Source organism: Ignavibacteriales bacterium (assembly GCA_015709675.1).
Lineage (GTDB): Bacteria > Bacteroidota > Ignavibacteria > Ignavibacteriales > Ignavibacteriaceae > H2-BAC3.
Map to the genome: position 1 here is coordinate 520,744 of CP054182.1, position 23,008 is coordinate 543,751.

The 23,008-nt window shown below is 44.9% G+C and carries 15 protein-coding genes; 7 read left to right on the forward strand and 8 right to left on the reverse strand.

Features of this window, described 5'->3' with window-relative positions:
- Window positions 1-5 precede the first annotated feature (5 nt).
- Window positions 6-491, reverse strand: a complete 486-nt coding sequence (locus HRU80_01815) for a hypothetical protein (protein ID QOJ27667.1) — start codon at window positions 489-491, stop codon at window positions 6-8.
- 232 nt (window positions 492-723) lie between these two features.
- On the opposite strand from HRU80_01815, the gene HRU80_01820 reads away from it, so the two are divergent.
- The 3 genes from HRU80_01820 (at window position 724) to HRU80_01830 (ending at window position 4,940) form a co-directional block, all read left to right on the forward strand.
- Complete coding sequence (locus HRU80_01820; protein QOJ27668.1) at window positions 724-1,317, forward strand: type IV toxin-antitoxin system AbiEi family antitoxin domain-containing protein; 594 nt, start codon at window positions 724-726, stop codon at window positions 1,315-1,317.
- Window positions 1,314-2,237: a nucleotidyl transferase AbiEii/AbiGii toxin family protein gene (locus tag HRU80_01825; protein ID QOJ27669.1), complete on the forward strand. Its 924-nt coding sequence runs from the start codon at window positions 1,314-1,316 to the stop codon at window positions 2,235-2,237. The genes HRU80_01820 and HRU80_01825 overlap by 4 nt, the downstream gene beginning before the upstream one ends.
- A 624-nt stretch (window positions 2,238-2,861) precedes the next feature.
- A complete protein-coding gene (locus HRU80_01830) occupies window positions 2,862-4,940 on the forward strand; it encodes a VWA domain-containing protein (GenBank protein ID QOJ27670.1) in 2,079 nt (692 codons plus the stop codon).
- 146 nt (window positions 4,941-5,086) lie between these two features.
- Here the strand turns inward: HRU80_01830 and HRU80_01835 are convergent, their stop codons facing one another.
- On the reverse strand, window positions 5,087-5,689 hold the full coding sequence (locus tag HRU80_01835; protein QOJ27671.1) for a hypothetical protein: 603 nt from the start codon (window positions 5,687-5,689) through the stop codon (window positions 5,087-5,089).
- Between the two features lie 10 nt (window positions 5,690-5,699).
- On the reverse strand, window positions 5,700-7,433 hold the full coding sequence (locus tag HRU80_01840; protein QOJ27672.1) for a hypothetical protein: 1,734 nt from the start codon (window positions 7,431-7,433) through the stop codon (window positions 5,700-5,702).
- Between the two features lie 134 nt (window positions 7,434-7,567).
- Here HRU80_01840 and HRU80_01845 point away from each other — a divergent pair, with 134 nt between their 5' ends.
- Both HRU80_01845 and HRU80_01850 read left to right on the forward strand, forming a co-directional pair.
- Window positions 7,568-8,104: a hypothetical protein gene (locus tag HRU80_01845; protein ID QOJ27673.1), complete on the forward strand. Its 537-nt coding sequence runs from the start codon at window positions 7,568-7,570 to the stop codon at window positions 8,102-8,104.
- 111 nt (window positions 8,105-8,215) lie between these two features.
- Complete coding sequence (locus tag HRU80_01850) at window positions 8,216-8,977, forward strand: carboxypeptidase-like regulatory domain-containing protein (protein ID QOJ27674.1); 762 nt, start codon at window positions 8,216-8,218, stop codon at window positions 8,975-8,977.
- Window positions 8,978-9,323: 346 nt separating this feature from the next.
- On the opposite strand, the gene HRU80_01855 is transcribed toward HRU80_01850, so the two are convergent.
- The gene (locus HRU80_01855; GenBank protein ID QOJ27675.1) at window positions 9,324-10,970 is read right to left on the reverse strand and encodes a 2-oxo acid dehydrogenase subunit E2; all 1,647 of its coding nucleotides are present in this window, start codon (window positions 10,968-10,970) and stop codon (window positions 9,324-9,326) included.
- Window positions 10,971-11,115: 145 nt separating this feature from the next.
- The gene (gene aceE / locus HRU80_01860; protein QOJ27676.1) at window positions 11,116-13,791 is read right to left on the reverse strand and encodes a pyruvate dehydrogenase (acetyl-transferring), homodimeric type; all 2,676 of its coding nucleotides are present in this window, start codon (window positions 13,789-13,791) and stop codon (window positions 11,116-11,118) included.
- Window positions 13,792-14,130: 339 nt separating this feature from the next.
- Here aceE and HRU80_01865 point away from each other — a divergent pair, with 339 nt between their 5' ends.
- Together HRU80_01865 and HRU80_01870 are read left to right on the forward strand one after the other, a co-directional pair.
- Window positions 14,131-14,472 carry a type II toxin-antitoxin system RelE/ParE family toxin gene (locus HRU80_01865; protein ID QOJ27677.1) on the forward strand — a complete coding sequence of 114 codons (342 nt, stop codon included), beginning with the start codon at window positions 14,131-14,133 and terminating at the stop codon, window positions 14,470-14,472.
- A 3-nt stretch (window positions 14,473-14,475) separates the two neighbouring features.
- Window positions 14,476-14,802, forward strand: a complete 327-nt coding sequence (locus tag HRU80_01870; GenBank protein ID QOJ27678.1) for a helix-turn-helix domain-containing protein — start codon at window positions 14,476-14,478, stop codon at window positions 14,800-14,802.
- 88 nt (window positions 14,803-14,890) lie between these two features.
- Here the strand turns inward: HRU80_01870 and HRU80_01875 are convergent, their stop codons facing one another.
- From HRU80_01875 to HRU80_01885, 3 genes are all read right to left on the reverse strand, one after another.
- Window positions 14,891-17,260 carry a PAS domain S-box protein gene (locus HRU80_01875; protein QOJ27679.1) on the reverse strand — a complete coding sequence of 790 codons (2,370 nt, stop codon included), beginning with the start codon at window positions 17,258-17,260 and terminating at the stop codon, window positions 14,891-14,893.
- Between the two features lie 1,766 nt (window positions 17,261-19,026).
- Window positions 19,027-21,834, reverse strand: coding sequence for a PAS domain S-box protein (locus tag HRU80_01880; GenBank protein ID QOJ27680.1), 2,808 nt, complete (start codon window positions 21,832-21,834; stop codon window positions 19,027-19,029).
- A gap of 176 nt (window positions 21,835-22,010) precedes the next feature.
- Window positions 22,011-23,006, reverse strand: coding sequence for a PorV/PorQ family protein (locus HRU80_01885; GenBank protein ID QOJ27681.1), 996 nt, complete (start codon window positions 23,004-23,006; stop codon window positions 22,011-22,013).
- Window positions 23,007-23,008: the final 2 nt, after the last annotated feature.

A 23,008-nucleotide genomic window follows, 5' to 3' on the forward strand; every position in this document is an offset into this window, starting at 1 on the left:
ATATCTTACTGCCCCATCAGGCGGCGTGAGTAAGCAAAAAGGAAGTTCAGCACAATCATAACGCCGGATATATATGACCACTTTACCAGCTTTGCCACCTGGCTCAGCACCTCATCTGATACTGAAGCGGCATTTGCTTCAAGGCCGGCCTTAATTTTTTTACTGGCGGGAATCACAACCGCAAATACAATAACCAGCAGGAATACCATCAGGAACTGCTTTGAGGTGAGCCAGTGGTTTCCGTCAAACTGGAAAAACGAGTAATAACCGAAGGTCAGCACCATGATGATTCCGGTAATCAGAACACCGTTACCGCCTATGTTACCGGCAAAGCCGATGAACTTAACCAGGGAGCGGATCAGTCCCGGAGCAGCCGGAGTTTTGGCTGATGCCTTAATCTCCTTATTCAGGATCATGGCAGCCGGAATGACGCTCAGCCAGAGCGCGGCAGAAATAACATGAAGTGCTATCCAAAGGGTATTTTGAAGCATGAAATCCTCAGAAAATCAAAAATAGTTGGTAAAAATACGAAAAAAAGCCCCCACGGTAAGTAACAATTCTTTCCCCCGGGAGGTTCAGTCTTAATTGAGAATTGATAGTGGAGAATGGAGAATTTGAGGGTTTTTAAGAGCAAATCTTCTTCACCACGGGTTCTGAAGGAAAGAGAATTTGGTTCATATTGTCTATATTATTGCTATATTTGCAGACATAATGAACCAGGTTATGCAAAAAATACTTACACTATTCAATAACAATCATGGCTATGCAAAGATGCAGGAATTGAAAGATGCCGGCATCCACACCCGCGATGTGGCCTCAGCGCTTCAAAGCGGAGTTATTGAAAAGTTCGCACCTGGAAAATATAAACTCATAAACTATCCCTGGGATGAATTCAGCAGTTTTACCGATATCGCCTTTGTCAGGACTGATGCGGTGGTGTGTCTTCAATCAGCTGCGGAATATCATGGGCTGACCACCTATAATCCTTCAGTGGTTGCGGTTGCGGTACCGAAGGGGAGCCGCGGAATTTCTCTAAGTCATCCTCCCGTGAGTGTTCATTTTTTTTCTCCGGATCAATACAAAACAGAAATTCTTACTGTTAAAGCTGCCGGTGGTGAGTTTTCAGTTTATTCAATGGAAAAAACTGTTGTTGATCTTTTTAGGTTTCGAAATAAGGCTGGTATGGATCTGGTACTTGAAGTCCTGAAAAGTTATCTTAGCAGAAAAGACCGGAACATAAATCTGCTGCTGCACTATGCCAGAAAATTCCGTGTTTACTCAATACTTAACGCTTCTGTGAAAGCCATGGTTGTATGAGTAACCGTGAATTAAACAATCTGCATGTTTCGGTGAGGCAAAGACTTTATACGGTTGCAAAGAAAAGAGGTGAGGATTTTAACTCACTCTTACGTAGATATTTTCAGGAACGATTTCTTTACAGAGTGTCGGTTTCAAATTATGCGAAATTTTTTATCCTTAAGGGTGCCCAGCTTATTATAGCCCATCAGATTGATCCTCTGAGAACAACAAAAGATATTGACTTTCTGGGAATCAACTTTCCCACCCGGAGGGAGGACATCTCCACCGCTATCAGAGAAATCGCAACCATTAGCTACCCGGACGGAGTTGTTTATTCACTTGATGAGCAGCGAACAGAAGATATTCTTGAGGGAAAAGCATATAAGGGGGTTCGTTTTCATCTGATTTGCCGCCTCGGCACAGCAAAAAGCAACATTCAAATTGATATCGGTTTTGGAGATGTAATAACCCCACATCCTGATATTCTTGATTTTCCTGTTGTATTGCCCTATGATAATCCGCGGCTATTCGTATATACACTTGAATCTGCAATCGCGGAAAAATTTGAAACAATTGTGGTTTTGGGGCTTGCAACCAGCCGTATTAAAGACTATTTTGATCTCTACTATCTTGCGAAAAACAAGCATTTCTCCATGAGCCGGCTTAAATCAGCCGTGGCAGAAACTTTTCAGAACAGGAACACACCTCTCACCGCCGCAACAGCGATTCTAACTCCGGAAATTGCTTCGGATGAAGAACTAATAAAATTGTGGAACTCGTATCTTAAGCGAAACCCACACATATCTTATCTGCCCTTTAGCGAAGCACATCATATCATTTCAAAATTTCTCTTCGGAATATTAGAGAATGCCGGCCAGCAAAAAGTAGAGCTGTTCTGGAATCCTGATGTGTTAGAGTGGCTTCCGGATATTGAATGAAATTCCTTAGAGATATTTTTCCCTGCTAAAACCAAAAAACCACTAAAAATTTCCTCAAGATCTGGGGTAGCTCTTAGCGGCTTTGCGCGAGGTGACCGTTTATAAGGACAAGAAGGATACCAAGGACAGGAAAGACAACCGCTATTGGGATGGTTTCATTAACATCGAAAATTTTAATCCGGTTTTCAATAGCCCGGGATTAATCCCGGGGCTATTGAAGCATAACCACCTCTAAACGACACGTTGTTTTCTGCGATAATCTGCGGGAGACCTTTGCCCCAACGAGCAATTCAAAGGACATTAAGGACAATAAGTGAAATCAGCGTATTTTTTAAACATTTTGGAGGTGTGTTTATTGATTTGCCATTCTTTCCCGAAATTCTTACTTTTCTAATGGTATAATTTTATGTTCTATCCGGCTTCTGTTATTTGAGAATCAGAGTCTCAGGATGATAAATACACACTTTAAAATAACCCCCTCTCGGAAGGGATTTTTCCGGAGTCTCAGAACTTCTTCTGATATTTATGCCTCTGCCTCATATTTTATTCATCAACTTCAAAACCTGCGTTCAGCTCTCCGCTACTTTATTGGGGAACTAAATACGCACAGGAGGAGAAATTACCATGAAAAGCTCATGCCTAACCTTGCTTGTATTTTTTCTTTTAACTTTAGCAGCGTACCCTGGCGGTGCGGCTATCATCAATGGTCCGAATAAAATCGTCCTGCATCTAGATTCAACAAAGACACAGGCAACTGTAGAAAGCCAGATTTCTACAACTATCACCACTCAATACTTCACCAATCAGCACCCGAATGCTCAGGTCACCTATGCTTTCCCGCTTAATGAAAATGCAAGTGCCGTGCGGCTAAGATGGTATATTAACGGTGACTGGCATACTGCTTCTGTAGCAGGGACTCCGCAGGATACCACACTTCCCGGGGGCGGCACACCTCATCCGGACATTGTTAATTATCTTGGGAAAACCCCGCTCTTCTTCTCAATACCTCAGCCGGTTTCGCACGACTCCACACTCATTGTTGAACTTACCTATGTTGAGCTTCTTCCTTATAAATATGGAAAGGTGACCTATGACTTTCCGGGGAACTATCAGTATATACAACCAGGAATGCTGCCGCTGCAGGAACTGCTCTTTAATCTTTCATCACCGCGTACTATAGACAGTATCTGGATGATAAGCGCCCATCCTGTTCAAAACATAACCAATAGCGGCAACAGCGCATCAGTTTCCATAAGAATGCATGAACAGCCGGCAGAACATAATTTCGCCATCGGTTATGCCCTGAATTCCTTACAACTCGGACTTTTCGGCTACAGTTCATTTCAGCCGGATACTCTTGTTCCTGATTCACTCGGCCGCGGATTCTTTACTTTTATAGCAGAACCGCCGCAGAGCAGTACTGCTGCATCCATTAACAAAGTATTTACTTTGATTATTGACAGATCAGGGAGTATGTATGGAAGCAAAATGGTTCAGGCAAAAAATGCTGCCAGCTTTATTGTGTCAAATCTGAACGAGGGGGATATGTTTAATCTGATAGATTTTGATAACATTATCACTTCTTTCAGACCGGCACATATTCCTTTCACCCCTACTAACCGGGATGCAGCACTGTCTTATATATCAACCCTTTCTGATCGCGGAATGACTAATATTTCAGGGGCATTCTCCGTGGCTGTCCCCCAGTTTGCTTCTGCAAATGACAGCACAGCAAATATTATTATCTTTTTTACCGACGGAGAGGCAACCGTAGGCATTACGAATACAGAGCAGCTTGTTAGTCATATTGACCAGCTTATTCAGTCAACAGAGACAAATATATTTCTCTTTTCATTCGGAATCGGATCGTCCGTGAACAATCAGCTCCTCACCCTTATTTCAAGCCATAACAACGGCATTGCCGAGTTCCTTGGCAATGATGAGCTGTATTCACGAATCACCGACTTCTATCTCACCATCCGGAATCCTGTTATGCTTAACAGTCAGGTTAATTTTAATCCTCCGGTTATCAGTCAGGTCTTTCCCGAATATCTTCCTAATCTCTACAAAGGAAAACAGATGATACTCGCCGGAAGATACAGCCAGCCGGCTTCGGTTCAGGTTACCTTAAGCGGAGAGGCATTTGGTCAGCCTGTTAGTTATCAGTACACACTTCCGTTAGCTGAAATTTATAATGAGCAATATCAGTTTCTGCCTAAAATCTGGGCAAAGAGAAAGATTGAAACTCTGCTGATACACTACTACTCATTTAATCCTTCATCTCCTGAAGCGCTGGCCCTTAAAAATGAAATCATTGCAATAAGCAAAGCGTACGGAGTGATTACTATCTTCACCAGTTTCAGCGGAGGCGGCGGAACGGGAGTTGAGTCAGATGAAAATAAATCCATCAACGGACCTGCTTCATTTGAACTGCTCGGTAATTATCCGAATCCATTCAACAGCAGAACCGTTATCAGCATAAGAATTCACGCCGCATATTCCGGACCTGTGAGCGTCAGGATATATAACAGTCTTGGACAGCTTGTCAGAATCCTTTACCTTAACGCAGAAGGAGTGGGAGTATATTCCTTGCCTTGGGATGGCATGGGTGAGGGAGGAATGACACTCTCCTCTGGTGTTTATTTTTATGGAATTGAAATTGAAAATATGGTTTTGGTCGGCAAGATGAATATGATAAAATAATTCAAGGTGAATTGATATTAATAGGTTTTCAATAGCCCCGGGAAAAGAATATCAGGATTTCAATAGCCCCGGGATTAATCCCGGGGCTATTGAAGTTGCGATAATCTGCGATCCGCGGCGGACAGCGAATGACTCTTAACCCGGGTTCAGAAATTGTTCATTGTACATTGTACATTAACTTCCGCCATTAATTCTCTTGTCTCTCCCCCGTCCCCGCTGCTGAGGTAGTAGCATTCAAGAGTAAAGGGCAATGTTTCGGGACGGGTAATAGAAAGCGCTTTGCCTAGAATTTCGGCTGGTATTTTCATAGACTCTTCGGAATAATGAAGCTGCGATTCAAAATACCAGTAATTGCTGCCGTCTCTGCCTTTCCCATGAAAAAGCTTTATGCGGTAATCTAAAAGCTTCTGTTCATGGTTCAGGAACGCTGCCACAAGATCACCCGCAATAAGATGAAGATACCGCGACAGAAAATCCCACTGATATTGCTCCGGAAAATGCGGTGTATGTTTTTTCAGAATCAGCCGCCAGATTTCAAGGGCTTCTTGATTCCTCGTTAACCCGAAAAGCGCCATGGTTTTTATATATAGCAGCGTCACCGTCGCGGGAGCGAAAGCATGATCAAGGGTAAGACCGGCATCGGCGCAAACCAATGCATCGGCAAACCGGTTTTGTTTAATGGTCTCCTCCGCCAGTTTTCGCAGTTTCGGCTGGCGCATGGTGTCTGTTATATATCGCAGAAGAGACATCGCGGTATGTTTAGTTAATCTTTTCTCCCGGTTTGACCGTTGTTAAAGCTTTATTCCAGTCAGCGTCAACGGATTTAGCAATACAGCGTTCTGATGCTTTGCGGTCATTAAACCAGGTCATCCATACCATTGCTAAGTTTTTTAAGTCCTCTGCATTTACTGCCAATTTCTCCCCTTTTCTAAGCGCTTTTTTTGCCTCTTCTTTCCTGTCCATCTCCATCCACGCACCGGCAATATTCAGAAGAGCATCAGCATCATCTGCCAGTTCATAAGCCGTGCGCAAATGGCTTTCAGCATATTTCGTTTTATGGTTTTGCGAAAGGAGGATTCCCAGATTCATATGGTCAATGTAATGCTCACATAATTCAGAAGCCTTTCGCAGTAATTCACCTGCTTCCCGCTCTTTTGACGGATCAGCCTCAAGCGCCCAGCGGGCAAGGGAGATAAAGTCTTCTGCTTCTTCAGCGCGTTCTTTTGCAGTATGATAAAAGATATCAAGATCATCAGCCAGGGTATTATAACTTATCAGCACCATGGCAATATCAATCAGGTCAAACGAGGGCATATCTGTTTTAACAAGTTCCTGAACGACACGGTTATATTCCGGCACATCACCCGAGAGATACTTTACATTACGCAGATACAGAGCTATATAAATATTGTTGTCCGATAAATACGGGGGATATTTTTTAGCGAGTCCGGCAGCAAATTCTCTTTCTTTTCCTGTCCGGGCTGCGTACCAGCTGAAGCTTACTGCCCAGTCCAGATTGTCTGCTTTTTCCTTCGCAGCGGAAAGCAGCTTATCCGCCGCGGATATATTTCCAAGGATAAACTCAGCATATATTGCCGCGGTCAGCACACTGATGGGCTGGGATAATTGTTTTACTCCTTTTTTCCACAGATCAGCCGCATAGTTCGTATCAAAATACATCGAAAGAAAAAGAAGATCATTAAGAAAAACTTCCTGATCCCCCGCGGAAGCAAAACATGCCTGAAGAATCTCAGCATTTTCCGTTTTTTTGCCAAGTATATATTTCTGCACCGCGGCACTTTCGGTATGATTTCTTCCGGCCCCTTCAGTTTGTGCGAGAAATTTAAAGAGTCTCTCCGCGGATTTTTTATCTCCGAGTATCAGAGCCGAGATTTTTACCATCTCGAGCAGTTCATCATAACTGAACGACTCATCAGCATCGGCAATAAGGTTTCCCATATACTTATCAGCAAAATCCTTATCCCCAATGCGCATGGAAATCAGTTTTACCACAGCAATGTGATGCTGAACTGTATAAGTTTCCATTTTCTCAAGATTTCGCTCAAAATCTTCCCCGTCATGCAATACATCCCGTTCAAGAAGTTCAAACAGAGAATTATCTCCTGTGAAAGGATCTTTTCTGAGGTGCGGGGCAGCTTTTATTGCTTCATACACCGACATGCTGACCGACTGCCTTCCAAGCATCATCATGTCATCAATGCAGACCCGGCAGTATATTTTTCCGTCAAAGAAATCAACATCACTGACCAGATAGTTATCAATGAAAATATCCCTGTCAATCCCCTCATCAAGCCGGATGTATTTTCCGTTTGTGCGGTCATGAAGGCAGATACCTTCCGCTACAGTTTTTTCACGAAGAAAATCCCGGAAAAGTTCGGTCACGGGGTACCATTTGAAAGGGAGTCCGCTGTTCAGTGTATTCAGATTATGGAAGTTGCTCATACGATGTAAGATGGTGAATTGATAAGTCAAATATACTAACTCCGGACCGGATGCGGGTACGGGAAAATGTTGTCCGCGGGGTGTTTTTCCTTCGCCAATCGTTCACCACCGCTCCCCCTTAGCTATATTTGTAATCAAAAACACCGGATTTTTAGCCAAATACCATGAATCTGCGCGATTTCAGTCTCTCCAATAAGGTGAGGATTCTCCTCTACCTGGCCGTGCTGCCTCTCCCCTGGCTTACGGAGGCAGTACTGCAGTTTCCCCTCTACTCTGCTTCGGGGGAAAACGGCGGGCAGTATGTTGTGGCAATCGAGGGAATGCGTTCAGCCCTGAACCACGAGCCGGTCTGTTCATGGGAAAACTGCGGGGGGAGAGAAAAAGGGGGCTCAGGCATGCTTTTAACAGCCAAATCTCTCATAGAAGTTCTTTTCCCCGTATCAATCGGTTTTCTGTTTTTTGCGGGGATCTCCCTGATAAAAGGAATCTCCATAAAATACCTTAAGGCCGTTAAGGGGATAATGCTTGCAATGCTGCTCACCGGCTACGGTCTGGCGCTGTACGGCATAAACCAGCTCCCTGAAAATCTCACCGGGATAACACTGACCGGCGGCGTCCGGACGGCTGATGCAGTGGTGATATATATAACGCTTATTCTTCTTGTCAGAATCATTTTCTTTAAGAAGCAGAGCGGAGACTGAATTTTAATGAATAATGAAGAATTAAGAATGGCTGAGATTCGAAGGGGATTTTTAGGGGTTTTGCCGGGCAGATAATTTTTCATAAGTTTCGGGAAACAATTCAGGTGAGCCATGTCCCTTCTGCGTATTCTCAGGGTCCGGGCAGCTGGCTTAATAGCAGCTGCTGTAATTCTTCCTCTTTTATCATCCTGCAATGATGATACGGTTATTCCTCCGTCAAAACCAGAAGTTCCTGTGCTGGTATCCATCTCAGGTACTGTTACCGATTCTCTTGCGGGGAATGTCCTTGATAAAACTGAAGTCATTGTTAACGGAACAGATTTTTCAGCAGTGACCTCCTCAGACGGTAGTTTTTCTCTTACCGGTATCCCAAAGCAGAGCAGTTACTCCCTTTCATTCAGAACAACCGGGTATGTATTAAAGCAGGTAACCATAAGCACTAAGGATACTGCTGTAAAAGATCTTCAGGTTAAAATGCACAGAAGAACTTTTAATTACGGCCTGCTTGATTTTTCTGAAATGCCCGATTTTAACGGGGTTGATCCCGATTTATATTACACCCAGGTTTTCTTTCATAAGAGACATTCTTTTGAATTTGGCGGTCCATATTGGGATTCGACAGAGGTCACCCGTTTTATTGATTCGGTAATGATCGCTGTTCTGCGCAGCGGTGCGAATCTTCATGCCCTTTGGTTTCAGTCATATATGTCGCAATGTTCACACCCTGCCATTAGTTATACCGTCACCATATCGCTTTTAATGAAGAGTAAGTCTTATTTGCCGTCATCCCTGGGGTTTGAACATTATAAACCAGGGTGGTCTGTTTGTCCTCAGAAGCCGATGCAGTATCGGATATATAGCAAATTTAATTAGGGGGCTGCTGTAGGGACAGGTCGCGACCTGTCCTAATGCCTGCTAGGTGTGGTATTGCCGTGGACGCGATAGGACAACTCACGAGTTGTCCCTACGAAACCCAAAATCCATTTTCCCAAAAAAACAAAAACCCTGGCTGCATATATACAACCAGAGTCGATTGTAATCTGTCTGTACGAAAACAATTTGTTTTACGTAGGGACAGGTCGCGACCTGTCCTTACGAAGTCAATTTGCGAATCTGTAGAGACGATGCATGCATCGTCTCTACGAAAAACCATTTACCCATAAAACAAAAAACCCCGGCTGTATATACAACCGGGGTTCTCTGCAAACAATTACTGCTTTTATCCCTCAACCAATAATTTCATTGGCTGTTCCAGCGCTTCAATCATCCAGCGGAGGAAACGGATTGCATCCGCGCCGTCAATCAGACGGTGATCGTACGAAAGGGAAAGCGGCAGCATCAGACGCGGGACAAACTCACCGTTCTTATATACCGGCTCATATGCTCCGCGGGAGACACCAAGGATCGCCACTTCCGGTGTGTTAACAATCGGAGTGAAATAGGTTCCGCCGATTCCGCCTAGATTGGATATGGTAAAGCACGCGCCGGAAAGATCATCCGGGCTTACCTTGCGCTGTTTTGCTTTATCGGCAATCACAGCCAGATCCTGCGCGATTTCGGTGATGTTCTTCGTATCAGCATCGCGGATAACCGGAACAATCAGTCCGCGGTCGGTATCAACAGCAACGCCGATGTTGAAGTACTTCTTATAGATAATCTCTTTCTTCTCCATATCAACCGATGCGTTGAACTGCGGGAAGTTTTTCATTGCTGACGCGGCTATTTTAATAAGGATTGCAGTAACGGTCAGCTTTGCGCCTTTAGCTTCAACTTTTGGTGAAAGGGCTTTTCTTACCGCCTCAAGATCGGTGATATCGGCTTTATCAAACTGTGTTACATGCGGTACCGATGCCCATGCATAACTGAGATGCTCTGCTGTCTTTGCGCGGACGTTGCTCATTGCAACGCGCTCAACCTGGCCGAACTTTGTAAAATCAGGAAGCGCTTCTGCTTTAATGCCGAAGAATCCTCCTGAAGAAGCACCGCCGCCTGCAGCACGCTCCGTGTTAATCTTCTTCATGTATGTTTTAATATCATCAATGGAGATTCTTCCGCCAGGACCGCTTCCCGGTACCAGATTGATATCAACGCCGATTTCACGTGCGAATCTTCTTGATGACGGAGCGGCAGGTGCAGGATTAGAAGATATAGCTGACTGCATATCAACAAGCACGCTCTTTGCTGATCCTGTTTCCTTCGGAGCCGGCGCTTCAGCCGGTTTAACAGGCTCCTGTTTAACTGCAGGAGCAGATACAGCAGCGGGTGCACTTTTAACCGGAGCCGGTACTGATGCAGTGCCTCCTTCTGCCTTAAATACCACCTGCCCAACGGAAACTTTATCCCCTTCCTTTATATATACGTCCAGAACTTTGCCCGCCACGGTGGAAGGCACTTCAATAGTCGCTTTATCAGTTTCAATTTCAAGAACAGGATCATCAATCTTCACTTCCTGTCCGGGGGCTACAAGCACTTTGAGCACTGATGCCGAGGCAATATTCTCGCCAAGATCAGGCACGGTGAACTCTTTTGAGCCGGGCACAGATGCTTTCGGCTCTTCAACTCTGAATTCAGGCGCCGGAGCTTTTACCGGTTCAGGTGCTGCGGGAGCGGGGGTTGCGGCAGATGCGCTTCCCTCTTCAACGGTAAAAGCAGCATCGCCGACTTTTACCTTTGATCCCTCTTTGATCATCACTTTGGTTACTTTACCCGCAACGGTGCTGGGTATTTCAATCGTAGCTTTATCTGTTTCAATCTCAATGACCGGCTGATCAACTTCAACCACATCGCCTTCTTTAATCAGGACTTTAAGGACATCGGCGCTGGCAATGTTTTCGCCCAAATCCGGTATGATAAAATCTTTTGTCATGGTCAATATTTACATTAATATATATAAAATTTTCATTATTCCCTGCAGAGACGATGTCTCGACAGGTATGGGTAGAGACGATGCATCCCGATTGCATCGGGACAAGTGCATCGTCTCTACGGTAAATCGTTTTTACAACTGATGACTACGCAATATGCGGATTCAGCTTATCCGGATTGATATCCAGATCTTTCATCGCTTTTTTAACATCCGCCATTTTGAAGCGGCCTTCTTTTGCGAGAGCATAAAGCGCGCCAAGAACGACATATCTTCTGTCAACTTCAAAGAAATCACGCAGTTCTTTTCTGCCTTCGCTTCTTCCGAATCCGTCCGTGCCGAGCGAAACAAGCTCTTTCGGCAGCCACTTGGAGACTGAATCCGGCAGTGCCTTCATATAGTCGGAGGATGCCACAAACACGCCGTCATCTTTGGTGAAGAGTGATGATATATACGGCACCTTCGGCTTATCGGAAGGATGCAGCAGATTCCAGCGTTCGGTCTCAAGTGCGTCACGGCGGAGCTCCTTGTAGCTTGTTACGCTGTATACATCAGCAGCCACTTTATATTCTTTTTCAAGAATTTCAGCGGCTTTAATTACTTCGTTCAGGATGGTTCCGCTTCCGAACAGATTTGCTTTCAGCTTCTTATCCTTCATGGTTGATGTCTTAAAGCGGTACATTCCTTTCAGAATACCCTCTTTCACTCCCTCAGGCATTTCCGGCTGAGGATAGTTTTCATTCATCACCGTGATATAATAGAAAATGTTTTCCTGCTCTTCATACATCCGGCGGATACCGTCGCGGATAATAACAGCAAGTTCATACGCAAACGCGGGATCATAGGTAACCAGATTCGGCACAGGATACGCAAGCAGATGCGTCTGGCCGTCCTGATGCTGCAGGCCTTCGCCGTTGAGCGTGGTTCTTCCCGCAGTACCGCCAACAAGGAATCCCTTGGTGCGCATATCAGCGGCAGCCCATATCAGATCGCCTATTCTCTGGAATCCGAACATGGAGTAATATATAAAGAACGGAATAGTGTTCACGCCGTGGGTCGCGTAAGCAGTACCGGCGGCAATGAATGAAGACATTGAACCGGCTTCGGTAATGCCTTCTTCAAAAATCTGTCCGTTGCGCGCTTCTTTGTAGTAGAGAAGCGAATCTTTATCAACCGGTTCATAGAGCTGACCCACGTGGCTGTATATACCAACCTGTCTGAAGAGCGCTTCCATACCAAAGGTACGGGCTTCATCGGGAACGATCGGCACAATAAGCTTTCCTATTTCCTTGTCACGCAGCAGTTTGGTAAGTATGCGCACGAAGACCATCGTGGTTGATACATCTCTGCCTTCTGAACTAGTGTAAAACTCTTTGAATACTTCTTCAGGAGGAGTTTTGATCGGGCGGACAACCACTCTTCTCTCAGGAACTGACCCTCCGAGCTGTGCACGTTTTTCTTTAAGATATTTTATTTCAGCAGAATCTTCATCCGGCCTGTAGAACGGTACTTTTTCAATTTCAGCATCGGAGACAGGAATACCAAAACGCGTTCTGAATTCCTTAAGCTCATCTTCATTCAGCTTTTTCTGCTGATGAGTTATGTTCTTTCCTTCACCGCTTTCACCAAGTCCGTAACCCTTAATGGTTTTTGCGAGGATAACTGTGGGCTGACCCTTATGTTCAACAGCGGCTTTCATAGCAGCATAGACTTTTTCAGGATCATGGCCTCCGCGCTTCATCTTTCGGAGCTGTTCATCGCTCAGATGTTCTGCCATTTCAAGCAGTTCGGGATCAACACCGAAGAAATCCTGACGGAAATAAGCGCCGGACTCAACCGAGTACTTCTGATACTGGCCGTCAACAATTTCGCTCATTCTTCTGACGAGCTTTCCTTTGCTGTCACGGGCAAGAACCGGATCCCAGTCGCTTCCCCACACCACTTTAATCACGTTCCATCCTGCACCGCGGAAAGCTGCTTCCAGCTCCTGAATAATTTTTCCGTTACCGCGAACCGGTCCGTCAAGGCGCTGCAGGTTACAGTTGATCACAAAGATCAGGTTGTCAAGTTTTTCACGGGAAGCAAGAGTAATAGCTCCCAGGGTTTCAGGCTCATCTGTTTCACCGTCACCGAGGAATGCCCAAACACGGCTGCTTCCGGTTTTCTTAAGGCCGCGGTCTTCCAGATAACGGTTAAAGCGCGCCTGATAAATTGCCATGATTGGTCCAAGACCCATGGATACCGTCGGGAATTCCCAGAAATTCGGCATCAGCCAGGGGTGCGGATATGAGGAAAGCCCTTTTCCATCTTTTAATTCTCTTCTGAAGTTATTCAGCTCTTCCAGACCGATTCTGCCTTCGAGGAATGCGCGGGCATAGATACCGGGAGAAGCGTGTCCCTGGAAGTAAATCTGATCGCCATCCATATCTTCACCTTTACCGCGGAAGAAGTGGTTGAACGCAACTTCATAAATGGTTGCCGCGGATGCATAGGTGGAGATGTGACCGCCGGGGGCTGCTTCATCCTTATTTGCTTTTACCACCATTGCCATAGCGTTCCAGCGGAGGATGGATTTTATCCTTCTTTCAATTTCACGGTCGCCGGGGTACGGGGGTTGCTTTTCGCGGGGAATGGTATTAATATAAGGGGTATTTGCGGTAAATGGGATTTCAACTCCGGCTTTCTGGGCGCGGATCTGGAGCTGCTGCAGGATTTCTATTACTCTGCGGGGGCCGCCGTTTTTGAGTACATAGTCTAATGAATACAGCCACTCTTCATTTTCTAATTCTTCAATTTGTCTTTGCGTCAGATTCTCTTCCGCCATAGAATTTCCTTACTTCTAAATATATTCGCTAAATATCATACACAACTAAGAAACAATTAACCCGTTTTTACTGATTGTCCGGGGTTTAGAGGACATTTTTGAGGAAAATTACAAATTTTCAGCATGCAAATCTACTTAAATTGAGGAAAATTAACAATTTTAGCGGTAAAACAGGCGGGTTGGGGGTGGATGTAACGAATAAGACCCGCGGGGGACTCTTCGTTGCGGCAGGTGTTAAAGAAAAATTTCACTTAGTTAAAAGATACAAACATTCATACAATATAAGTTTCCACATAAGGAAACTTTTCGTATTTTTGGCCATCCAATTGTTGCAATTGAATGAGATATTTTCAGACGATATTTTTAAAAGAAGCTGATATTTTTCTGGGTAGTCTTGATCCCAAAGCGGTCAGAAAAATTCTTTTTAACGTTGACCTTGCGGAGCAGACAAATGATCCGAGGCTATTCAAAAAACTTCGAAATGATATTTGGGAATTCAGAACGAATTTTATTGGTAACCAAATCCGGCTCCTGGCATTTTGGGATAAAGCAGGTCCAAAAGAAACTCTTGTTATTGCAACACATGAGTTTATTAAAAAGACAGATAAAACTCCGGATAGAGAAATTGAAAGGGCTGTCAGGTTGAGAAATAATTACTTTAAACAGAAAACCGGTGAATAAAACATGAAAACGAACAAAACGAAAACCTTTTCTCTTAATGAGATGAAAGACAAATATATCGGCAAGACCGGTTCAAAAGAACGGGAGTTATATGAGTATGAACTTCGGCTTGAACTCCTTGGTAAAATGATTAAAGCCGCAAGAGTGGAACGGAATCTGACACAGGAAGAACTTGGAAATCTTGTGGGCGTTCAAAAAGCACAGATCTCAAAAATTGAGAACAGTACCAACAGTGCCAGAATAGATACTATTATTAAAGTTTTTCAGGCACTCAAAGCAGAAATACATTTCAATGTAAAACTTGAAAATAACTTTGTGAAGCTTCCCTGACAAGGGCTGCTTCATACCAGAGCCCGCTTATATCGTACAGCAGCTTACCGGTATTTTAATTCTGAGGCACTCGCCTCATTGGGACAGATTATTCCGGCTGCCCGTGCGGTATGGTAACGATAAAGGTTGATCCTCCTCCGGGGGTGCTTTCGGCTCTGATTTCCCCTCCTGTGAGCATTAACATTCGCTGCGCTATGGAAAGACCAAGTCCGGTTCCCTCAAACATACGGCTGTAGCCCTCGCTCACCTGCCTGAAATCCAGAAATATGGTTTCCAGATGCTCATCCGGTATTCCGATGCCGGTATCCCTGATATATATTGCTGCTTTCTCCCCTGCAATTCGTTTTGCTTCAAGTGTAACTCCCCCCGTCCGGGTGAACTTAATTGCGTTATCAGCCAGATTACTCAGCGCCTGCATCAGCAGTTCTTCATCAGAATAAACCGTAAGCATATCATGGTCGGAAATCAGGGTAAAGCTGAGCCCTTTTTCCTCCGCTTCCGGACGGTATTTAGCTGCTATTGATTGAATCAGACGCTGAAGTGATATCTGCTTTTTCCGTGTTTTCATCTCACCGGATTCAAGAAGGGCAAGACTCATTATCGCGTTCAGCGTTGCCATAAGGCGGTTGCCTGACTTCAGAATACTGGCAGTTATCCTTTTCTGTTCCTCTGACAGCGCTTCCTCATGCATAATCTGCGCAAAGCCAAGTATGCCGTTCATAGGAGTGCGCAGCTCATGACTCATATTTTTCAGGAATGCTGATTTAAGCTGGCTGCTCTGTTCAGCATGCGCTTTTGCCCTCAGTAATTCCTGCTCCTGTTCCACCTTCTCCGTAATATCCTCCACGATGGACATTCCGGCAATCACCGTGCCGTCTGAATCGCGGAGAGGCGTGGTGCGCAGCCTCATGATAAACCTGACACGGCTGATAACCGATATATACTCCCCCTCAAATTCCCCCGCCACTCCCTGCAGTGTCTCTGTAAGTATTCTGAGAACTTCATTATGCCGGAGGGAGAGAATCGAAAATCCTGAAATAGTTTCCTGATTAATCTTAAGGATTTCACAAAACTTGTTGTTAGCCGAGATCACCTTCATGTTCCTGTCAAACTGAAGAATCCCCACAGGAGAGCTGTCAAACAGTCCCCGGTAACGGATTTCACTCTCTTCGATCATGGCTCTTGACTTTCTCCGTTCCGTTACATCACGGAAGTTCAGAATAATGCTTCGTACCACCGGATCTTTCAGGCGGTTGCTGAATGAGCACTCAATCCATATATATTCACCCGCCGCGGTCTTAATGCGGAACTCCTCATCCCTGACCTCTTCGCTGTTCTGAACCCTCTGAAGTATTCCGTCAACGCGGGCTGAATCCTCCGGAGCAGTTATATCAAGAAACGGAAAAGTAATGCAAGCGTATTCCTGAAATCCGGTTATCCTTACAAAAGCGGATGAATTAAAAATGATCCTCATGCCTGAGTCAAGCAGCATAATTACATCACTGCTGTTTTCAATAAGTTTCCTGAGCCACTCTTCACTTGCCTTAACGGCATCTTCCTTCTGTTTTCGTGCGGTTATATCCGCTGCCCTGATAAGAGTAAAGCTAACATCATCTGAATAAACATCTCTGACCACAATGGAAGCCCAGAATTCATCTCCCCCTGCTTTTGGCAGTTTGATCTCAACCACCACCGGAGACCGTTCTGCGGTCCTTCCTCTCATGGATTCGAAAAGTTCCCCGGGGATATATTGTATGATCTGCATTGCGTTCAGTTCCGCAAGAGATTTTACGCCGAAGATATTCAGCGCAAAACGGTTGCAGTTTTCAATCCTTCCGGTTATGGGAGAATAGATGAGCAGTGCGTCGGTTGATTCATCAAAAAGCGCCCGCATCGTTTTGTTTCTGAACCGGAGTGCTGAAAATATTTTCCGCAGATTGTTAAGCACCAGTTCAAATATGAGGAAAAGCAGCAGCATGTTCCAAACGAAAATATCCCCGCGGACACCGGAGGCTCCGGAATAGGCGAACCAGAACATGGTCGCCGCAGCCATCACTCCCATATATATACGGCGGAGCAGCGGCTCATGATAGCCCAGCACAACGGCCGAAATAATTGTAATATGTCCGGCTGCATACTCCAGGGAAAAATCATTCATGGTTGTCACCCGCAGCGACCAGAAACTGACCACATAAAACATCCCTTGCATAGCATGGCTGAAATATCGGCTGATGGGCGGCGAGGCTTTATATATGGCGATCAGAATTAACCCGAGCCCTGAAAGAACCATTCTCTCCCACAGGTTATCCTGTACGGCTTCGTTTGCGGCCTTATAAAGATATCCGAAAAGAGGCAGCCCCAGTATTCCTGCAAATAGAAGTGAAAGATAGACCCTTGAATAGCCCGTGGTCAGACTTTCTTCTTCACCGAACAAATTTTTAAGTTCTGATGTCTTCATACCGGATATGGAAAATTGGTTAAATGTGTTAATTATTCATCTCTTAACTTAATTTACATAATCTCTGAAATATAAAAAGTGATGAACTGAATACTGCTCCGGACCAAAGTGACTTATAAAGCTTTATTCTGTTTTCTGCTCAAACGGTGAAGTTTTGTAGCTTCAAAGCAAAACAGCTGAAATCAGGGTGAAATCGATGTTTTTTGCGCGTAATAGAGAGAGAAGAGAGTCCCCACGAAGAAGAAAGAATGTTTTAGAGCACAGGCGAACTCTTCATAAAAAAGACTCTGAAGCAACACGCCGCGGCGTATCGCGACAGACCTCAAATACCCTTAAAACTGAATTTCTTGCAGTGAATAAAATGATTCGTACCGCCGGATAACAATCCGGTGCAGCCGGGATTTTGAGATGGTTTTGCGCGACAGATTATCATCTGTCGGTACGAAATTTTGATCCCTCCCGGCCGATGTCAATTAATACCGCACAAATTTCTCTCTAATTACTTCCCAGATCTCTTATCTTTACAAGGCTTCTCGCTTCCGATTAAATCGCCGGTTGTTCATAACAGGTTCCTGCTCATGCTGAACGGCCTATGGTAAATACATTGCTGATTTTGTGTTTTGATAAATTTTTTTACAAATCAGGCATATATGTAAAATAGTACCGCATAAATACTGCTGTCGTACAAATTACGTTTATCGGAAGAGATGTTGTTTTGGGGCAAAATAAATAAACAATGTAGATTGCTCAATTCCGGAAGCCCCCTCTTTCCAATGCAGATACAACTAAACACTAAAATTACTCTCTGCAGAAACTTTAACGAAGTTAAATCCGGGATTGTCAGGAGAGAGGGGGTTGGGGGTGAGTCAAAAAAGCCCAATCAACGTACCAACCCTATGAACCTAACACAGTATCACAACATCTTGCCTGAAGGTAAAAACGAATTCTTCAATCGAGTTTAATAATCACACCCGGTATCTGTTAAATTCTCTGATTACATTATTACTGCTTTTCATGGCGGACAACAGTAAATACTCCATCTGGGAACATTAGTCACGTTATAGATGAGTAATTATAAAAATTACAAAATCTAAATGGCTTTCAAGACTTTTGCTGATCTGATATTTTTATCTGCATCCTGTTCTAGTGAGCATGTTCGCGATAAAAAAACTCACCCCCCAACCCCCTCTCTTCTGACAGACTGAATTTAACTGTATCCGGATTTTTCAGAGCGCTGTTATTGTGTTTATTGAGCTTTGTATTGAAAAGAGGGGGCTTTGCTCTATAACTTTCTTCTGTGAGATTGTTTGTATATATGAGCGTCGTTTTTCCTAATTAGATAACCCTTTTTAATATGTAATCGCAGATTTATTGATTTTGGTCAAATTATAACTGAAGTCATCAATAACACAGTTCTCTTGCGACACGCCGCGGCGTGGCTGGACAACTTGGTTGAGATTTTGATTTTCTGTTTTGATATGGGATTGTATTGGGAATTTCGCGGACTCATCTGGAACACGGCTCTCTTGCGACACGCCGCGGCGTGTCGGTACAACTTGTTTGAGTTTTCGATTTTCTGTTTAAGAAGATTTGCTTTCGGAATTACCCGGATTCATCAAGAGCACGACCCCGTAGCGACACGCCGCGGCGTGTCGGTACAACTTAGTTGAGATTTTGATTTTCTGTTTTGAAAGGGGATAACATCGGGAATTGCGCGGACTCATCTGAAACACGGCTCTGTTGCAAAACGCCGTGGCGGCATAAGATTAATTATGTTTTTTCTTTTCTTCTCTGCTTTTGCTTGCGGCGGCAACTATTTCGAGAAGCTGATCTTTTTTAAAGGGTTTGCTCAGGAAAAAATCAAAGCCGCCGGTAAGCAGAACTTCTCTTTCATGTTCACCCACATATCCGGTAATTGCAATAATCGGCACTGTTTCATACTCCGGCAGTCTGCGTATCTCTTCTTTTACATCAATGCCATTCATTCCCATGCCGAGATGGATATCCATCAGAACAAGTTCGTAGTTTCTTTTTCTGACTAATTTTACTGCTTCACTGCCGGTCTTTGCTGTATCAATCAGGTACTGATTCCTGAGAGCCCTGTTTACAATCTCGGCATTGATCATGTTATCTTCTACCAGAAGTATCTTCAGCTTCCCGGAATTATCCTCACCGGCTTCCTGCTTCTCATCATGATCATTTGCTTCTTCCACGCTTAATAACGGAAGTTTAATGATGAATGTGGTCCCCTGTCCGACCACGCTCTCCGCTTCAATCTCACAGTCAATAAGAGCAAGCATTCTCTGCACTATGGAAAGTCCGAGCCCTGTACCCTCAAAGTGACGGCTGTAACCCTCGCTCACCTGCCTGAAATCCTGGAAAATCAGTTCCAGATGTTCCTGCGGAATTCCCATGCCGGTATCCTTGATATATATTGCTGCTCTGGAGGCAGAAACAACTTCGAGACTAATTTCAACACCGCCTGATTTGGTGAACTTGATGGCATTATCCAGCAGATGGCTGATTGCCTGGCTCAGAAGTTTTTCATCGGCAAGTACGTCCAGTATATCCGATCCCGCACTCATCGAAAGGGAAAGCCCCTGATCAAGCGCAATGTCATAGTATTTATCCGTAACCATGCGGACTATATCCTGCAGCACAATGCGCTTTTTATTGACCACTACTTCTCCTGACTCCAGCAGCGCAAGATCAAGTATGGAGTTCAGCGTGGTCATCAGCCGCACGCCCGACTTAATAATACTCTCCGACATCTCTTTCTGTTCGGGTGATGATGCTTCCTCGCGGATAATCTGCGCAAAACCGAGTATTCCGTTCATCGGGGTACGCAGTTCATGGCTCATATTGGTGAGGAATGCTGACTTCAGCCGGCTGATCTGCTCAGCGTGTGCTTTTGCTTTTACCAGATCCTGCTCCGCCTGCACTTTCTGGGTAATATCTTCCACAATTGCTATTCCTGCCGCCACGCTTCCGTTTGCCTCGCGCAGCGGTGTGGTCTGCAGTTTCATAAAAAAACGCGCGCCTGAGTTTACCGATGTATATAATCCCTCATACTCTCCTTCAATGCCTTTCAGGGTGTTTGATATAACCGTCAGGACTTTCTGGTCTTCAAGGGTATGAAGCGAAAGACTGGTTATTTTTTGCGGAGGTATTTTCGTTATTTCACAGAATTTTTTATTTGCCGAAATAACGGTCAGATTCTTATCATAAAGCAGTATGCCAACAGGTGAACTGTCAAAGAGACTGCGGTACCGGGTTTCACTTTCGGCAATCATCGCCGTAGCAAGGCGTCTTTCGGTAATATCACGGAAATTGAGAATAATGCTTTTTACGACGGGATCTTTCAGACGGTTGGTAAAAGAGCACTCAATCCATATATACCCGCCCGAGGCTGTGATCAGACGGAACTCCTCATCTTTCACTACTTCATAATCCATCACACGGTCAAGCATTTCCTTCACGCGGAGGGCGTCTTCCGGGACGATAAGATCGGTGAAGGGAGACGTGGTAAACTCGTTTTCACTAAACCCGGTAAAGCGGGCAAAAGCGGCAGAGTTAAAAATAACTCGGGCGCCTGAGTCCAGCAGAGTTATCACATCACTGCTGTTCTCAATCAGTTTTCTCAGCCATTCTTCACTTGCTTTAACCGCATCCTCTTTTTGCTTCCTGGCGGTAATATCTACTATACGGATAAGCGAAAAGCTGATCGTATCAGAGTATATATTCCTCACTGCTACAGAGGCCCAGAACATTTCACCGCCGGATTTTGGTATTCTGCATTCCGCATGCAGCATCCCTTTCTCCGTGGTAAGTCCGGGAGAAAAAGATAACAGTTCCTGCGGTATCTGGCTCAGCAGATTAAGCGCCTCAAGTTCAGCGGGTGATCTGACTCCGAAAAGAGAAAGCGCCTGTTCATTGCAGTTTTCTATCTTTCCGGTTTTCATGGAAAGAATAATCAGCGCATCGGTGGATTCATGATAAAGGGTTCCCATCACCTTATTGCGGAACCGGAGGGCGGTAAACATGGACCGGAGATTGTTAAACACCAGATCAAATATCACGAACATAACAACCATATTCGAAACCAGAATATCTCCGCTGGTGGCGGGGTCCGGGGTAAAAATCATCCAGAGTGCTGTCAGTCCGGTCATAACCGCCATATATATCCTTCTGGCAGTCGGTTTATAATAACCAAGCACCACAGCGGAAATTACCACCAGATGACCTGTTACATAATCCATGCTGAAATTATTATTTGCCGTTACCCTGAGAGACCAGATGCTTACAAGGTAAAACATGAACTGCAGGAAAGGATCAAAATAGCGGCTGATATGAGGAGGAGATTTATAGATTGCAATGGCAATAAGGCCGAGCCCGGCAAGCGCGAACCGTTCCCACAGATTATCCGCTGCTCCCGGATTGGTGTTTTTTAACAGATAGCCGAATACCGGCAATGCGATCATGGCGCCAAACAGCAGATACAGATAAATCCGGGAGTAACCGGTATTTAGCTCCGGTTCGTCCTTAAAAAGGTTCTTCAGTTCTGCGGAAGACATGGAAATACAAATTTGTTACAGCTTTGATCTTGTTAAAATACATCAAATCATGAAATTTACGCAATTATAGAAATTAAAAAGGGGATGAAATTTTCAAAATATCACTGGCAGTGATATTTTTTGAATTCATCCCCGAAATTCGGGTTTTACCGAAAGAATTCTTTACCTGCCGGTTATCAGAATTCCATATTCAGCGAGATACGCTGAATATCAGGCAGAAGATCAAATACCGAATAAGCGTAGTCAAACCTGAGCAGCGCTTCACCAAGGAAGAAAGAGAACCCTGCTCCTAGCGCAACCTGCTCATCATCATAATTATACTTGTACCCAGCCCTCAGGTACAGGCGGTCATAAAAGCTGAATTCAGTGCCGGCCTGCAGCCGTTCGCTGTTGTCATTAGGATGCGTTGCGTCAATACCGCCCCGGATTTTCATAAAGTCTGCCTGATACAAATCCATCGCTAAACCAACCCTGAAGTGAAGCGGCAGAGCGTAGGGATCAGTCTTGAGTGATGCCGGAGCCAGACGGCTCAGCGGATAATTCTCATCACGGCTGAAGACCACGTTCAGATCAGGTCCGTCAAAACGGAGATCGGGGCCGAAGTTGGTCATCGCCATTGCAATGGTCAGATTGTTGAAGTCAAGCCGGTACTGTGTTCCTATATCAAACGCGATGCCGTCAGCCACTTCATTCCATATACGCTGGTATATATACTTCACGCTCACCCCCGCGCTGAATCGGTCCGTGAGGAAGCGGGAATAGGTGATACCCATAGCCAGATCCTGCGCGTCATAAAAGCGGCCGGTTCCGTTTGGTTCTTTTTCCGTGGTGATTTCCACCTTGCCGGAGGAAACCGAGACCAGACTGACTCCGAGCACACCGCTTTCACCAAGCGAATATCCAAGCCCCGCGCCGTTGATATCAAACATATCAAACATCTTCAGATAGGAAAAATGTATATCATATCCCTTAACTGAAGCCAGCCCCGCCGGATTATAAAACATGGAAGAAGCATCCTTCACCAGACCGGCAGCCACGCCCCCCATGCCCGCGGTTGCGGCGCTCAGAGGTATCTCAAGAAACTGTGCGCCTGAAGCACCCAGATTTGAATACTGCGGCAGAATCGCCGTCTGAAAGAGAACAATAAATACTACAATAAACTTTTTCATCATCC

Coding starts and splice junctions, on each gene's coding strand:
- HRU80_01815 (QOJ27667.1), bottom strand. CDS start 491: ATGCTTCAAAATACCCTTTGGATAGCACTTCATGTTATTTCTGCCGCG.
- HRU80_01820 (QOJ27668.1), top strand. CDS start 724: ATGCAAAAAATACTTACACTATTCAATAACAATCATGGCTATGCAAAG.
- HRU80_01825 (QOJ27669.1), top strand. CDS start 1,314: ATGAGTAACCGTGAATTAAACAATCTGCATGTTTCGGTGAGGCAAAGA.
- HRU80_01830 (QOJ27670.1), top strand. CDS start 2,862: ATGAAAAGCTCATGCCTAACCTTGCTTGTATTTTTTCTTTTAACTTTA.
- HRU80_01835 (QOJ27671.1), bottom strand. CDS start 5,689: ATGTCTCTTCTGCGATATATAACAGACACCATGCGCCAGCCGAAACTG.
- HRU80_01845 (QOJ27673.1), top strand. CDS start 7,568: ATGAATCTGCGCGATTTCAGTCTCTCCAATAAGGTGAGGATTCTCCTC.
- HRU80_01850 (QOJ27674.1), top strand. CDS start 8,216: ATGTCCCTTCTGCGTATTCTCAGGGTCCGGGCAGCTGGCTTAATAGCA.
- HRU80_01855 (QOJ27675.1), bottom strand. CDS start 10,970: ATGACAAAAGATTTTATCATACCGGATTTGGGCGAAAACATTGCCAGC.
- aceE (QOJ27676.1), bottom strand. CDS start 13,791: ATGGCGGAAGAGAATCTGACGCAAAGACAAATTGAAGAATTAGAAAAT.
- HRU80_01865 (QOJ27677.1), top strand. CDS start 14,131: ATGAGATATTTTCAGACGATATTTTTAAAAGAAGCTGATATTTTTCTG.
- HRU80_01870 (QOJ27678.1), top strand. CDS start 14,476: ATGAAAACGAACAAAACGAAAACCTTTTCTCTTAATGAGATGAAAGAC.
- HRU80_01875 (QOJ27679.1), bottom strand. CDS start 17,260: ATGAAGACATCAGAACTTAAAAATTTGTTCGGTGAAGAAGAAAGTCTG.
- HRU80_01880 (QOJ27680.1), bottom strand. CDS start 21,834: ATGTCTTCCGCAGAACTGAAGAACCTTTTTAAGGACGAACCGGAGCTA.
- HRU80_01885 (QOJ27681.1), bottom strand. CDS start 23,006: ATGATGAAAAAGTTTATTGTAGTATTTATTGTTCTCTTTCAGACGGCG.